Source organism: Nocardia sp. NPDC058666, assembly GCF_042714895.1.
GTDB lineage: Bacteria > Actinomycetota > Actinomycetes > Mycobacteriales > Mycobacteriaceae > Nocardia.
Genome location: NZ_JBHXRY010000003.1, coordinates 414533 through 428714 on the forward strand (window position 1 = coordinate 414533; position 14182 = coordinate 428714).

General features: G+C 66.0%; 17 protein-coding genes. 10 read left to right on the forward strand and 7 right to left on the reverse strand.

Annotated elements, in window-relative coordinates; translation table 11 throughout:
* The first annotated feature begins 65 nt into the window (after window positions 1-65).
* From ACFWVD_RS11365 to ACFWVD_RS11380, 4 genes are all read left to right on the forward strand, one after another.
* Window positions 66-698 (forward strand): hypothetical protein, encoded by a 633-nt coding sequence (locus ACFWVD_RS11365; protein ID WP_379241926.1) that lies wholly within the window; start codon window positions 66-68, stop codon window positions 696-698.
* An 84-nt stretch (window positions 699-782) separates the two neighbouring features.
* Window positions 783-1622, forward strand: a complete 840-nt coding sequence (locus ACFWVD_RS11370; RefSeq protein ID WP_379241927.1) for an alpha/beta fold hydrolase — start codon at window positions 783-785, stop codon at window positions 1620-1622.
* A gap of 97 nt (window positions 1623-1719) precedes the next feature.
* Window positions 1720-2241 (forward strand): pyridoxamine 5'-phosphate oxidase family protein, encoded by a 522-nt coding sequence (locus ACFWVD_RS11375; RefSeq protein WP_379241928.1) that lies wholly within the window; start codon window positions 1720-1722, stop codon window positions 2239-2241.
* A gap of 119 nt (window positions 2242-2360) precedes the next feature.
* The gene (locus ACFWVD_RS11380; RefSeq protein ID WP_379241929.1) at window positions 2361-2993 is read left to right on the forward strand and encodes a GIN domain-containing protein; all 633 of its coding nucleotides are present in this window, start codon (window positions 2361-2363) and stop codon (window positions 2991-2993) included.
* Window positions 2994-3069: 76 nt separating this feature from the next.
* Here the strand turns inward: ACFWVD_RS11380 and ACFWVD_RS11385 are convergent, their stop codons facing one another.
* From ACFWVD_RS11385 to ACFWVD_RS11405, 5 genes are read right to left on the reverse strand one after another with little or no spacing between them, the layout of a single operon-like run.
* A complete protein-coding gene (locus ACFWVD_RS11385; protein WP_379241930.1) occupies window positions 3070-3480 on the reverse strand; it encodes an arsenate reductase ArsC in 411 nt (136 codons plus the stop codon).
* Window positions 3481-3495: 15 nt separating this feature from the next.
* Window positions 3496-3897 (reverse strand): low molecular weight phosphatase family protein, encoded by a 402-nt coding sequence (locus tag ACFWVD_RS11390; protein WP_379241931.1) that lies wholly within the window; start codon window positions 3895-3897, stop codon window positions 3496-3498.
* Window positions 3894-4982, reverse strand: a complete 1089-nt coding sequence (gene arsB, locus ACFWVD_RS11395) for an ACR3 family arsenite efflux transporter (RefSeq protein ID WP_379241932.1) — start codon at window positions 4980-4982, stop codon at window positions 3894-3896. The genes ACFWVD_RS11390 and arsB overlap by 4 nt, the downstream gene beginning before the upstream one ends.
* On the reverse strand, window positions 4979-5341 hold the full coding sequence (locus ACFWVD_RS11400) for an ArsR/SmtB family transcription factor (protein ID WP_379241933.1): 363 nt from the start codon (window positions 5339-5341) through the stop codon (window positions 4979-4981). Before ACFWVD_RS11400 ends, arsB begins: the two co-directional genes overlap by 4 nt.
* A 56-nt stretch (window positions 5342-5397) precedes the next feature.
* The gene (locus ACFWVD_RS11405; protein ID WP_379241934.1) at window positions 5398-6264 is read right to left on the reverse strand and encodes a helix-turn-helix domain-containing GNAT family N-acetyltransferase; all 867 of its coding nucleotides are present in this window, start codon (window positions 6262-6264) and stop codon (window positions 5398-5400) included.
* Between the two features lie 101 nt (window positions 6265-6365).
* On the opposite strand from ACFWVD_RS11405, the gene ACFWVD_RS11410 reads away from it, so the two are divergent.
* Together ACFWVD_RS11410 and ACFWVD_RS11415 are read left to right on the forward strand one after the other, a co-directional pair.
* Window positions 6366-7694 carry an FAD-dependent oxidoreductase gene (locus tag ACFWVD_RS11410; protein ID WP_379241935.1) on the forward strand — a complete coding sequence of 443 codons (1329 nt, stop codon included), beginning with the start codon at window positions 6366-6368 and terminating at the stop codon, window positions 7692-7694.
* Between the two features lie 3 nt (window positions 7695-7697).
* Window positions 7698-8924: an MFS transporter gene (locus tag ACFWVD_RS11415; protein ID WP_379241936.1), complete on the forward strand. Its 1227-nt coding sequence runs from the start codon at window positions 7698-7700 to the stop codon at window positions 8922-8924.
* On the opposite strand, the gene ACFWVD_RS11420 is transcribed toward ACFWVD_RS11415, so the two are convergent.
* Both ACFWVD_RS11420 and ACFWVD_RS11425 read right to left on the reverse strand, forming a co-directional pair.
* Window positions 8878-9390, reverse strand: a complete 513-nt coding sequence (locus ACFWVD_RS11420; RefSeq protein WP_379241937.1) for a GNAT family N-acetyltransferase — start codon at window positions 9388-9390, stop codon at window positions 8878-8880. The two genes, ACFWVD_RS11415 and ACFWVD_RS11420, sit on opposite strands and share 47 nt — an antisense overlap.
* Window positions 9391-9392: 2 nt before the next feature.
* Complete coding sequence (locus tag ACFWVD_RS11425; protein ID WP_379241938.1) at window positions 9393-10178, reverse strand: ferritin-like domain-containing protein; 786 nt, start codon at window positions 10176-10178, stop codon at window positions 9393-9395.
* Between the two features lie 292 nt (window positions 10179-10470).
* On the opposite strand from ACFWVD_RS11425, the gene ACFWVD_RS11430 reads away from it, so the two are divergent.
* The 4 genes from ACFWVD_RS11430 (at window position 10471) to ACFWVD_RS11445 (ending at window position 14166) form a co-directional block, all read left to right on the forward strand.
* Window positions 10471-10899: a hypothetical protein gene (locus ACFWVD_RS11430; protein WP_379241939.1), complete on the forward strand. Its 429-nt coding sequence runs from the start codon at window positions 10471-10473 to the stop codon at window positions 10897-10899.
* 131 nt (window positions 10900-11030) lie between these two features.
* Window positions 11031-11828, forward strand: coding sequence for a class I SAM-dependent methyltransferase (locus ACFWVD_RS11435; protein WP_379241940.1), 798 nt, complete (start codon window positions 11031-11033; stop codon window positions 11826-11828).
* Complete coding sequence (locus tag ACFWVD_RS11440) at window positions 11785-12609, forward strand: VOC family protein (protein ID WP_379241941.1); 825 nt, start codon at window positions 11785-11787, stop codon at window positions 12607-12609. Before ACFWVD_RS11435 ends, ACFWVD_RS11440 begins: the two co-directional genes overlap by 44 nt.
* 96 nt (window positions 12610-12705) lie before the next feature.
* Complete coding sequence (locus ACFWVD_RS11445; RefSeq protein ID WP_379241942.1) at window positions 12706-14166, forward strand: hypothetical protein; 1461 nt, start codon at window positions 12706-12708, stop codon at window positions 14164-14166.
* The last annotated feature ends 16 nt before the right edge of the window (window positions 14167-14182 follow it).

Sequence of the window (14182 nt, forward strand, 5' to 3'; positions counted from 1 at the left end):
CTATCGGAACCGGTGGGATCGGCGAGATTCTCGTCAGCTCTCGGTCGCTCGCGGAGTATCGGGCGATGTTCGCGCTCACCGAGGAGGATCTAGGGCGCAGGATTTTGGACTGTCCGGGTGGGGCGGCGGGGTTCACTGCCGAGGTTTCGGGCCGGGGTGGTGATGTAACTGCTTGCGACATCGCCTATTTCGACCGTGGTATCGAGCGGGTGGCTGCTGCGGCGATGGCTGAGGCGGACCGGGGCAACCGGTATATCCGTGAGCGGGCGGACAAGTATCGCTGGACGTTCTTCGCGGACCCGGATGATCACCGGCGTGCCCGGCATCAATCCGTAGAGCAATTCGTGGCTCACAGTCGCAGTTGTCCGCAGCGCTATATCGCGGGCAGACTCCCGGCTCTGCCGTTCTCCGACAACAGCTTCGAGCTCGTACTGAGCTCGCATCTGCTGTTCAGCTACGCCGACGACCTGGACTACGACTTCCATCGCCAGGCGATCACCGAGCTCGTGCGCGTCGCAACCGCCGAGGTCCGGCTGTTCCCGTTGATGCCGGTCGGTTCGTCGGCGCGGTACCCGCAGCTCGAGGAGTTGCGCGCCGACCTGTCTCGATCGGGCACTCAGAGCCGAATTGTGCAGGTGGAATATGAGTTTCAGGTAGGTGGCAACGAGATGTTGGTTTGCGAGGTGGGCTCCGCATAGGGCCGGTCTTCGGTCGCACCGATGAGTTTCGGGTCGACCCGTCGTCCGTATCTGTGGGGGCTACCGACAGGCAGGAGTTCAGGCATGACCTCGGTGCGGGCGAATGGTGTAGATCTCGGGATCGAAAGCTTCGGGCACGAAGACGACCCCCTGGTCCTGCTGGTCGGCGGCCCGACGATGCTGTCCTGGCCCGATGCGCTGTGCGAGCGGCTCGCATCGGGCGGGCGGCGCGTGGTTCGGTACGACCTGCGTGACTGCGGCGAATCGACGACCCGTGATCCGCAGAATCCGGCCTACGACCTGCGCGATCTCGTCGCCGATGCGGCCGCGCTGGTCGAGGTGCTCGGTGCCGAAACCGCCCACCTCGGCGGAATCGGCGTCGGCGGAATGGTCGCTCAGGTCGCCGCGCTGGACCACCCGGACCTGTTCGCCGCACTGACCCTGGTCGGCACCAGAGCGGTGGCACCGGGCATGGTCGATCCGGACCTGCCTGACCACGACTCGACGGTCATGGGCGCGGTGTTCTCCCGTCCGCGCCCGGACTGGACGGATCGGGACGCTGTCGCGGAGTTCGCCGCCCAGGCAGCCGAACTGATGGGCAACGACCCGGACCAGGCCCGAACGACCGCCGCTCGAATCTGGGACCGCACACCGTCGGACGATCCCGCAGTCCACCAGGCGAATCAACTCGCCATGGTGTTCTCACGCATCGACTGTGCCCCGCGTTGGCGCGAGCGTCTGCGTGACCTCGACACACCCACGCTCGTAGTCCACGGCCGCGCCGACCCGTTCTTCCCCGTCGGCAACGGCGAGGCCCTTGCCAACGAAATCCCCAAGGCCCGTCTGCTGGTCCTAGACAACATGGGCACCGCTCTGCGTCACGCGGCGGCTGACCAAGTCGCCACCGCAATGCTCGCGCTCTGACAACGGCTCGCCTGGGCGAAAGATGACAGGAGATGTCAGGTTTCTGGTCGAGGATGGATTCGTCGGTTCACCAACCCACGGATAGATAGGGCACTCCTTGCGGGAAACTTCGGAAGACCTCGCTGAGCTTCAGGAACTGCTCGACTCCTCGCGCGGGGGTGCTTCGGCGCATCTGCGGTCGATCATCGATGACGAGAACACGTTGACTGCGGCGGAACTTGCGGGGGTGCTCACTGGGATGTGCACGTTGGCGCTGTCGACTGTGACGGCGAGGTGTGAGCCGCGGATCAGTGGGGTGGACGGGCATTTCCTGTGGGGGCGTTGGTATTTCGGGACGGCGCGCACGGCAGCGAAGGCGCGTCACATTGCTGCGCGGCCGGCGGTGAGTGTTGCGCACATGCGTGGTGAGAGTTTGGGGGTGTTCACGCACGGCACGGCCGAGATCCTCAATCCGCTGGGCGGCGAGCCTGCTGCGGACTGGTCGGAAGTGCTTGCGTACTTCAAGGAGTTCTACGGCGATGACGCGTTCGTTTGGGACAACGAGGTCGTGTACTACCGGCTGCGGCCGCACTGGATGACCGTGTACGCCCCCGATATCGCCAGGTTGGCGGCACCTTAGGACTGCTTCGGGGTGCGTTCGGAAATCAGGGGTTGCGCTATACGTATACATCTACTTATAGTGAGGGCACGCAATGTACGTATACCTCTACGTATAGACACCGCAACCTAGGAGTTCAAATGTCCACTTTCCAGACGCCCCAGCCGATCGCCGTCACCGTTGATGTGCCCTGCGGTGAGGTCACCGTGATCGCCTCCGACCGGCTCGACTCCGTCGTCGACGTTCGTCCGGCCGACGCAGCCAACAAGGCGGATGTGCGTGCGGCGCAAGAGGTTCAGGTCGATTTCGTCGACGGCGCGCTGAAGGTCGAAACACCGAAGTCGTGGAAGCCGTTCAGCGGGAAGCCGACGATCTCGGTGACCGTGGAGGTACCGACCGGCTCCGCGCTCGACGCGACCCTGGCCATGGGTCGACTGGTGAGCGTCGGCGAGTTCGGCCAGTGCGATCTCGAGGTCTCCGCCGGCGACATCGTGGTCGAGAATCCGGGCGCCTCCGTGTCCGCGAAAACCGCCAAGGGCAACATTCGCGTCGACGAGGCCACGCGCGGGGTCCTGCGCCTGGAGACGTCCATGGGTGACCTGGAGGTGGGTGTGCGCCGTGGCAGTGCGGCGCGGCTGGAAGCCGATGCCATGGGCGGCAACGTGCAGAATCTGACGGAACCGGTTGACCCGCAGGGCAACTCGGAGACCGTGCGGATTGTCGCGCGCACGCTGTACGGCAGTGTGATCGTCGGGCAGGGTGCCTCGGTGTAGTTCACATGCCGCTCGATACAGCACCGCCCCGACCGCGTCTCAGCGGTCGGGGCGGAAGCCGTGTCCCACAGAACGCTCAGGCGCGCGCAGGCAGCAGTTCGGCGATCAGGTCTTCGATGCGCTTCTTGATCTCGTCGCGAATCGGCCGCACCGATTCCACGCCCTTGCCCGCGGGATCCTCGAGCTTCCAGTCGCGGTAATCCACACCGGGGAAGTACGGGCAGGCGTCGCCGCAGCCCATGGTGATCACGACCGAGGAGGTTTCGACCGCGTCGGGGGTGAGGATTTTGGGGGACTGGGCGGTGATGTCGATGCCGAGTTCGGCCATCGCCTCGACCGCGGCGGGGTTGAGGGCGTTGCCGGGCGCGCTGCCTGCGGAACGGACCTCGATGTCGTCACCGGCGAGGTGGGTCAGGAACCCTTGGGCCATCTGGGAACGGCCTGCGTTGTGCACGCACACGAACAGCACGCTGGGCTTGGTTGTCATGGGAGGCAATGCCTTTCAGCTGGTGAGGTCGGCGAGCAGGTGCCGAACCCTGGTTTCGATGTCGTCGCGCACCAGGCGCATCCGTTCGATGCCGTCGATACCGCGTTCGGAAGGTTCGTCGGTGTCCCAGTTGATGATTCGCACACCAGGAACGGGTTCGACCTGCGCTTCGCTGCCGAGGGTGACCACCAGGTCGACGCTGCGCAGCAAGTCTGGGTCGATGGGTTTGGGTGACTCACCGGTGATGTCGACGCCGATTTCGCGCAGTGACTCCGCGGAGAGTTCGTTCACCGCGGCACCGGGGCGGGTGCCCGCGGAGTGCACCTGGACTCGGTCACCGGCCAGGTGGCGCATCAAACCCGCTGCCATCTGCGATTTTCCGCCGTTTTTCACACAGACGAACAGCACCGAGCTCATGCGGGATCTCCGACCGGGCGAGCGGGGTCGGCGAAGCGTTTGCGCAAAGCGAGCGACACGTAGACCAACCCGACCAGTACCGGGACCTCGATCAGCGGCCCGACCACACCGGCCAGCGCTTCACCCGAAGTGGCACCGTAGGTGGCGATCGCGACGGCGATGGCGAGTTCGAAGTTGTTGCCCGCGGCGGTGAAAGCCAGCGTGGTCGTCCGCGCGTAACCCAGGCCCATGACCGCGCCCAGCGCGTACCCGCCACCCCACATCACCGCGAAGTACACCAGCAGCGGCAGGGCGATGCGGGCGACGTCGAGCGGGTGGGAGGTGATCTGCTTGCCCTGCAGCGCGAACAGCACCACGATCGTGAACAGCAACCCGTACAGCGCCCACGGGCCGATCTTGGGCAGGAACTTCGACTCGTACCAGTCGCGGCCCTTGGCCCGTTCGCCCAGGCGACGCGACAGGTAACCGGCGACCAGCGGGATGCCCAGGAAGATCAGCACCGACTTGGCGATCTGCCACGGCGAGGTGTCGATGGTGGTCTGTTCCAAGCCCAGCCAACCCGGCAGCACCGACAGGTAGAACCAGCCGAGCACGGCGAACATGAACACCTGGAACACCGAGTTCAACGCCACCAGCACCGCGGCGGCCTCGCGATCACCGCAGGCCAGGTCGTTCCAGATGATGACCATGGCGATACAGCGCGCCAAACCCACGATGATCAAACCGGTGCGGTATTCGGGCAGGTCGGGCAGGAAGACCCAGGCCAGCGCGAACATCAGCGCCGGGCCCAGGATCCAGTTCAATGCCAGCGAGCCGATCAGCAGCTTGCGGTCTCCGGTGACCGAGTCGAGGCGGTCGTAGCGGACCTTGGCCAGTACCGGGTACATCATGATCAGCAGGCCGATCGCGATCGGCAGCGAAACACCGTCGATCTCGATCGCGCCGAGTACGTCGTCGAGGCCGGGGACAATGCGCCCCAACAGGATTCCGGCCAGCATGGCTGCGCCTATCCACAGCGGCAGGAATCGGTCGAGCGTGGAAAGTTTGCCGACAACGGGTGGTTGGTCGGCGGTGGTGGTGCTCATGCGTGGGAACTCTCGGTGATCAGCGCGCTCGAGACGCGGGCGAATGATTCGGGCACGACGCGGTAGTACACCCACGACGCGCGGCGCTCACTGGTGAGCAGTCCGGCTTCGCGCAGCACTTTGAGGTGGTGCGAGATGGTCGGTTGGCTGACGTCGACACCGTCGGAGATGTCGCACACGCACGCCTCCCCGCCCGCGCGGCTGGCGACCAGCGACAGCAGTCGAAGGCGCACCGGGTCCGACAGTGCTTTGAACACCGCGGCCAGTTCGACCGCCTCGGCGGGGGTCAGCGGATCGCGGACGACCGGCTCCGCGGCACAGGCGGCGACCGGTGTCAGATTCAGCTCCGACTTAGACATTCCTCGATATTGACGTATATCGAATCAATGCGCAAGCAAACGTCTGGTGAACGGTGTCAGGAGTTCGCGCTGCGGCGTTCGAGCAGAACGGTGTCGCGCCACACGCCGTCCAGCTGGGCGATGCGCTCGCGCAGTCCCACGGTTCGGAATCCGGCCGAGTGATGCAGGGCGATGCTGGCGCGGTTCTCGGGGAAGATCGCGCTTTGCAGCGTCCACAGGCCCGCGTCGTCGGCGGCCATGACCTGGGTGCGCAGCAGCGACTTGCCGACGCCGCGTCCGCGCATTCCGTCGCCGACGTAGACCGAGTTCTCCACGACACCGGCGTAGCAGTCGCGTGCGGAAGTCGGGCTCAGGTTGGCCCAGCCGACGACCGCGCCGTCGATTTCGGCGACCCAGCGATGGTCGGGCAACCATTGCGCTTCGAGGGTTTCGCGGCTGGGGACTTCGGTGGTGAAGGTGGCAAGTCCCGTGGCGATGCCTTCGCCGTAGATCCGCAGGACCGCGTCCCAGTCGTCGTCGCGCATCGCCCGAACTGCCACGTCAGCGGGCAGATCGGTCGGGCAGCAGGGTCGTGGCGCGAGCACACCCATCACTGCGTCGGCGGCGTGGGGCAGTCCCGTGCAGCAGGTCGGGTTGACCGCGACCACGGTGGAGGTTCCGCTCTTGTGAGTGGTGACGAAACCGACTTCGGCCAGTTTGCGCACGTGGTGCGAGACCGTGGGCTGGGTGATGGACAGGGCGGCGGTCAGTTCGCGCACGGTGATTCCGGTCGGGCGGGTGGCTACCAGGTGCAGCAGCTGGATGCGTGTCGGGTCGGCGAGGCAGGCGAACCATTCGGAGTAGGTGGTGGCGTCGTCGACGGCCAGTGCGTCGACGCGGGGAGTTGCTGGGTCGCGTACGACGGGCATGTCCAGGGACGTCATGTGGCCGATTGTATCGACGTTGATCAATGGTTGCATTCATCGACGACTGTCGATACAGTCACCTTTGTTGGATCGATGGGTGTCGATGAATGGAGATCGAGATGACCGAACTGCCTGTTGTCGTTGTCGGAGCCGGCCCGGTGGGGCTGGCCGCTGCCGCTGAACTGCGCGAACGCGGCGTGGAGGTGCTGGTGTTCGAACGTGGGGCTCGCGCCGGCGCGGCTGTCGCCGAGTGGAATCACGTGCGGTTGTTCTCTCGATGGGCTGAGTTGGTTGCGCCCGCGGCGCGGCGAGTGCTCGACGGGACCGGGTGGGTCGCGCCTGTCGACGAGGAGTACCCGACTGGTCAGCAGTGGGCTCGCGACTACTTGGCTCCATTGGCTGATGCGCTGGGCTGCGTGCGCTACGACACCGAGGTGGTCGGACTCGCTCGCCGAGGTCGTGACCGGGTTGTCGATGCCGGGCGGGACAGTGAACCGTTGTCTGTGCATCTGCGTCAGTCAGATGGGACCGAGGAACGTATTCTCGCCCGCGCTGTCATCGATGCTTCCGGAACCTGGGGTGGTCCGAATCCGCTTGGTGGCGAAGGACTTCCGGCCCTGGGTGAGCGTGGATCCGATGCCGTGACCTACCGCGTTCCCGACATCGACTCCGCCGAACAGGCCGACCGCTTCGGCGGCGCGCACACGGTGATCGCAGGCGGCGGCCACTCGGCACTGGGCGCGATCGTGGCGCTGGCACAGTTGTCGGAGCAGCGGCCCGGCACCCGGCTGACCTGGATCCTGCGGCGCGGCTCCGCCGAATCGACCTTCGGTGGTGGCGATGCCGACGAACTGCCCGCCCGTGGCGCCCTCGGCCTGCGCGCGAAGAAGGCTGTGGATGCCGGTCTGCTGGACGTGGTGACCGGATTCCGCACTGCGGCAATCGAACCCGACGCTGCGGGCCGCGTGACGCTGGTAGCCGACGACGGTCGCCGCATCGACGACGTCGACAACGTCGTCGCGCTCACCGGCTTCCGCCCCGAGCTGGACTGGCTGTCGGAAGTGCGCCTGGAACTGGACCCCGTCCTGCAGGCCCCCGTCCGACTGGCACCGCTGATCGACCCGAACGTGCACTCCTGTGGCACCGTCTACCCCCACGGCGTCGCCGAACTGACCCACCCCGAACCCGGCGTCTACCTGGTCGGCATGAAGAGCTACGGCCGCGCCCCCACCTTCCTGGCGATGACCGGCTACGAACAGGTCCGCTCGATCGCCGCCTCGATCGTGGGCGACCACGAATCCGCCGCGCGCGTCGAGCTCACCCTGCCCGAGACCGGAGTCTGCGGCGGCGCAGGCGTTTTCGACGAACCGTCCGGCGAGAGCTCGGGTGGTTGCTGCAGTCCCGCACCCGAAGTTCTGACGTTGTCGGCGCCCTCGCTCGTGCGCTGAGACGTGTCGACAGCCACCATTGTCGCGCAGGCCGGGTCCATCGGGCCCGGCCTGCGTCGGCGAGTACTGATCACCCTGTGTCTGACCGAGATCACCAGCTGGGGAATCCTCTACTACGCGTTTCCCGTTCTGGCGGCATCGATTTCGGCGGACACCGGGTGGTCACTACCGATGATCACCGCGGCGTTCTCGCTGAGCCAGCTGGCTGCCGCGCTCACGGGAATCCCGGTCGGCGCGATCATCGATCGCATCGGACCACGCACCGTGATGACCGCGGGGTCGGCCCTGGCAGTGCCCGCGCTGATCGCCGTCGCGCTGGCGCCGAACCCGGTCGTGTTCTTCGCCGGCTGGCTGGCCGCGGGCGTCGCGATGGGAGCGGTGCTGTACCCGCCCGCGTTCGCGGCGCTGACCCGCTGGTTCGGCACCGACCACGTCAAAGCGCTGATGATCCTCACCCTGTCCGGCGGGTTCGCCAGCACCGTGTTCGCCCCACTCACCGCCGCACTGGTCCAGCAGACCCACTGGCGCGCAACATATCTCACGCTCGCCGCGGTGCTGGCAATCGTGACGATCCCGGCCCACCTGTTCGGCTTGACCGGCCCATGGCCCGACCCGCCGACCGCCGCCACCCCTGCCGACGACGATCACGCGGCAGTGTCGCGAAGCCCCGCCTTCACCATGCTCGTGCTCGCCTCGAGTCTGGGCGCGTTCGCGGCCTTCGCCGGGGTCTTCAACCTGGTCCCCCTGCTGATCGAACGCGGCTTCTCCCCGTCCCTGGCCGCCCTCACCCTCGGACTAGGCGGCGCCGGACAGGTCCTCGGCCGCATCGGCTACCTACCCCTGATCACCCGCACCACCGCCCGCGGCCGCATGGTCGGAACCTTCGCGATAACCGCCGTCGCCACAGCCCTGTTCGGCTGGGCCACAACAGCATTCGCTCTCATCGCCCTCTCGATCGGCGCCGGCGTGGTCCGCGGCATCATGACCCTGGTCAAAGCCACCGCCGTCACCGACCGCTGGGGCGCCACCCACTACGGCCGCCTCAACGGGCTGCTCTCCGCACCCATGGTGATCGTCATGGCACTCGCCCCATGGGGCGGCACCATGCTGATGACCTGGACCGGCAGCTACGCCCGCACCTACTTCGTCCTCGCCGCGATCGCGGGCATGGCAGCACTCGCCGCTACCGCGACCATTCCTCGTTCTCGGAGCGAAGTTCGCGGGCCATGAGCACATCGTCGACGTAGTGGTCGTCGATCAGGAACTGGCCGACGAGCCGACCTTCGACGCGGTACCCGTGCGCGAGATAGATCGCCTGAGCACGGGTGTTGCTGCCCAGAACTCTGAGGGTGATGCGTCGAGCGTCGCGTTCGATGGCCAGTTCCAGGGCTGCGTCGAGCAGTAGGTGACCGATCCCGCGCCCTTGATGCTGTGGTGCGACGGCGAACCCGTTGATCTCCTGAACATGTCCACCAGACGCCGGCATCGGCGACGGCCGCAGTTTCACGTAACCGAGAATGCGCTCGGCTTCGTGCGCGACCAGAACATTGCCCGGCGATGTCTGGTCGTTGAAGAAAGGTGTCGCCAGCGGCCACAGCGGGACCGGCGCCACTTGCGGCGACCAGGTGGCGTGGTCGATGACCGCCAGTTCTCGTTCGTCGCCCGTGGTTGCGACGCGGATTCCAGGCCTGCCCATACTCAGGTCCACACGTACCGCTGCGGGTCCATGCGTTGCCAAGCGCGGCGCATTTTGGCGTAGGCGGCGCGACGGTAGTGGGGCCACGTGAAGCCCCCGGCGCGGAGGGCGCGGTGGTGACCTGCCCATACCAGGAGCATGACGACGAGGAACAGGGCGCGGTGGGCGAGCATCGTGAGGTGGAAGCGGGTGCGGGAGCGGTTGTGCAGCAGCACGGCGAGGCGCTCGCATTGCAGCCGCACATGGGGCACCTCGTCGGCGAGGATCTGTGCGCAGACCGCGCGTAATACCGGGGAGCCGGTCGCGCGGCGGATCGCGTTGTAGTAGATCATCGCCAGCGTTTCGACCATGACGACGGGCGTGGTCCAGACCTCGATGTCGGTGATGCTGTATCGCAGCCGACGAAACAGTGTGTCACCCCAATCAGCTTCTCGGCGTGGGATTCCCGCGTCATCGAGAATCCGACCCAACAGCGCGCCGTGCCGTTGCTCCTCCCGGATGAACAGGTCGATGACATCGCGATAGGCGGGGTCGTCGATGGTGGCGGCGTACCGGGCGGCAGACGCGGCAAGGTGGCGTCCGTCCGACGTTTCCCCGAGCTGCCAGGCCTGCAGCGAACGGCGAATCGGTGCCATCTCGGCAGGACTTGCCCCCATGCCGTCCGATTGCCACGGAATGGGCCGCGGGCGAAGCGCATTCTGCTGGAAGTAGGCCAGCCATTCCTGCGTGGTGCGGACGCGACGCTCATGTACTTGCACGCCCGTCGCCGGACTGTTTCGTTCCCCCATGGTTCCCCCTGTGTTGACCTCCACCTGTACCCGAAATATGACAGTGCCGCCAGGTGAATTTTGCCGATCACTTCGGAAGCTGGATGTCCGACTGGCGGCGAGAGCGGAGGGCGGCAACAGTTCGACGTCCGTCCCTGAATTACTATGCGGGACAAGCGTACTGACAGATGATCGAACTACCTTGTCGCAGTGGGGGCACTTCGGCTCGATGAGCCTTTGTCGGGGCGTCGGACGACGACGAGACCGATGGTTTTCGTCGGCCACTCTACGATCGAGGATGAGGGCGGGACCGATGACAACTTCGACGCCGAGCCGTTCGGTTCAGGCCTCCGGCAGGGGCGCGGCGGTAGGCGCGGCGACCCTAGCGATACTCAATGGCATCTTCTGGGCCCTCCTCGCGCAGAGTGCCGCAGAGGGTGCAGACATCTACGCGGCACGGGAAGTGGGGATGCAGGCCAGCGATCTGGCCCGCAAGTTGCGGCAGTTGACTTACATCTGCGGTGTCGAATCCATCATCTGGTTTGCGAGTTCGATGCTGCTGTTGTGCCGCAGATCGCTGGGCCGGACGCTCGTCATTGCCAGCTCCGCCTTCGCCATCCTTCACCTCGTCGGCACAGCGATCGGCGACAGTCACCTGATTCCGCTCGCCCTAGCCATTCTGCCGCTGATCACCTTGATCCTCGCCTCCGCGAGATCAACCGGACGTTGGGTCGCGGCCTAGATCGAGGAAACTTCGATGATCCGGCAGGCTGGTGGGCAATCGAGTTGTAGCCGTTGTGTATTCGATCACGTGGGTCGCGAAATGGCGTAATCCCTACCCCGGCACAGATCTCACAGGCATAGCGTCTCGTTATGACCGGCTCTTCGTCACCGAATCCGCACTACACGCTGCCCAACGAATGGGACTTCGCTGACGAACGCCTTGCGTTGCTCGGCGCGGCCTACGACCCGGACAGCATCGCGCTCGCTCAGCGACTGGGTGTGGGGGCGGGGTGGCGGTGTCTGGAAGCGGGGGCCGGCGGCGGGTCGTTCGCGCGGTGGCTGTGCAGTGTGGCATTGCCGGGTGGTCGAGTGGTTGCTGTGGACGCTGACCCGCGTCACCTGGCGGACCTCCCTGGCCGTGGCGGCGAAGTCGCCCAGATCGATCTTGTCACTGACGAAATACCCTCGGGCGACTTCGACTTCGATTTCGTGCACACGCGATTCGTGCTGCTGCATATTGCCCAACGGGACGTTGTCTTGGAGCGCCTGGTCCGGGCGTTGGCGCCAGGGGGTGTTCTCCTGCTCGAAGAAGGTGACGGGCTCGGTGTCCTGCGGGAGATGCCGGGCGCGTTCGGGGAGGTCTGGCGAGCTTTCGCGCGTGCGACCGAGGCGGCGGGTGCGAACCAAGCTTGGGCCCGGAACCTACCTGCGCAGCTGGAGGCGCTCGGGCTGGTCGACGTCCATGCCGAGGCGCAGATCCCGGTGTTTCGGGGCGCTTCGGCGATGGCGCGCATGTGGGAGCTGACGTGGGCTCAAGTCCACGGAAGCTTGATGGAGCAGGGGGTTTCACGCGAGGTCATTGCCACCGCGCGGGCCGAGTTGAGGAATGGGCAGGGATGGTTTTATGCCCCGCCGACCGTTCGGGTATGGGCTCGGGCCCAGTCGTAATAATCGCGCGACCACAGCGGTGGTGCTTAGGATCGTCGGTATGGCGACTCGGCTTGTTCAGGTGAATTTCAAGGCTCGTGATGATGCGGCGCTCGGGCGGTTTTGGGCGGAGGCGCTCGGGTGGGGGGTGTCCAGTGAGGGGCCAGGGGTGACCAACGTTGAGCCGGTAGGGTTTTCGTGGCCGGATCCTGCTGCTGTGTGCATCGATGTCGTCGCCGTGGCTGATCCTGAGACCGTGAAGTACCGGGTGCACCTCGATCTCGCGACGACTTCGGCGGAGCATCACGCGGAGTGGGTTGCGCGTCTGCGGGAGCTCGGGGCGACGTTCGCGGATATCGGGCAGGGGGACGTGCCGTGGACGGTGATGGCCGATCCGGAGGGCAATGTGTTCTGCGTGTTGGAGCCGCGCGAGATCTACCGGGACACGGGGCCGATTGCTGCCGTAGTGGTCGACTGTGCGAATCCTCGTGCGATGGCACAGTTTTGGAGCCAGGCCACGGACTGGGTCGTGTGTGACGCGACCGACGATCTTGTGAAATTGCGTTCCGCTCAGGGGATCGGGCCCTATCTGGAGTTCGTGCGCAGGTCGGGGGAGCCGACCGTGTGGACTCGGGTGCATCTGGATGTTCTGCCGTATGCCGGGGACGATCAGGCGGCGGAGGTGGCCAGGATCGAGGCCTTGGGTGCGACGGTGGCCGATGTCGGTCAGGGTGATGTGTCGTGGAAAGTCATGGCCGACCCGGAAGGCAACCAGTTCTGCGTCCTCGGTGGGGGTGCCTGATCGGTTACCGCTTGTCAGACCGCACAGGCATGCCCTATCTTCTCCGCGCCGAATAATCGTTTCGCCGAAACGAATAGTCGTGCACATGGAGGATAGATGTTCACACCGCCCACCCTGCGCGGCACAGATTTCGCGCGGCTGACCACCGTGCTGGTCACCGTTGGTGCCCTGATGGTCGCCGCGGCGACCGCGACCGCGGATCCCCGGCTGGGGCCGTTGCCCGCACCGAACCCAGCCCTGGGTCCGGTGGGAACCGCGAGCCAACACGGTGACTCCGCGGCTTCGGACGCGACACCCCTAGCTGGTCCGGGTGGGCGCCACGGCAACAACACCGTCACCGCGACCTTCAAACCTCTCGGCGGCAACTGCACCAACCTGCTGATCGGCGCAGACGGCATGCCGCAAGCCATGTGCAGCAAGACCGGCACCCTCGCGCCCGTAGTACATCTGCTCGACCCCGCAACCGGCGACAGCTTGGCGTCGCTCGAATTGCCAAGGGGTGGCATGTTTTCCGGTGTTTATGGCTACCTCGACAATGCCGATCGTGTCGTCGCGATCGATGGGGAACGCAACCTCGTGCGCGTGGCTCATGATCGACGCGACGGTGCGTGGCGGTTGTTCATCGCCGAATCGACCCCGATCGGCCCCGCTGTCGACGCGCACTGTGGCGCGCCGGGCTGCGACACCGTCGTCGCGCCGATGGCCGACTACTCGGGCAAGGTGTGGTTCGCCACGCAGCGCGGCACCGTCGGCCTGGTCGACACCGGTTCGGGCCGAGCGCACAGCGTCGCCCTCGGTTCGGGCGAGGTCGTGACCAACAGCATCTCCACCTCGCCAGACGGTCTCGCCGTGGCCACCACGCACGCGCTGTACCTGGTGCGCGCGGGCGCCGACGGCACGCCGACTATCGCCTGGCGCAAGGACTATGACCGCGGGCCGGGTCGCAAACCAGGACAGCTCAGTTGGGGCACCGGATCAACACCGACCTTCTTCGGTCCCGGAACTGGCAGCGAGTACGTCGCCATCGTCGACAACGCCGCCCCGAAAGAGAACCTGCTCGTGTTCCACGCGGGCACCGGCGAACAGGTCTGCTCGATCCCGGTGGTCGACGGCACTGAGAACTCACCGATCGGCGTCGGCGACACCGTTTTCGTCGCCTCCACCTACGGCTACCCCTATCCGCCGCAAGCGACTCCGGGACCGAGCGTGCCACCGCAGGCCGATTTCGTGGGAGGAATCGTCCGCGTCGACGTCAAGCGCAACGGCACCTGCCAGCAGCGCTGGACAGCCGACGTCCGCTCCGCGGCGGTGCCCAAAATTTCGCTCGAAGACGGTCACCTCTATACCGTCAGCCGAGTGCCCGGCCAGGGCGGTGCCCCGGATCGATTCGATTACACCGTGATCAACGGCCAGAACGGGAAGGTCGAATCGACCCAAACCCTGGGCGCTGGACCACAATTCAACACCCTGCAGCTTCCGGGCAATATCGGCCCGAACGGGGTTCTGTATCAAGGCACTGTCGCGGGGTACCTGCGCATCGCCGCAACCGGTCGATAGTGGAGGCCTTCAGCCG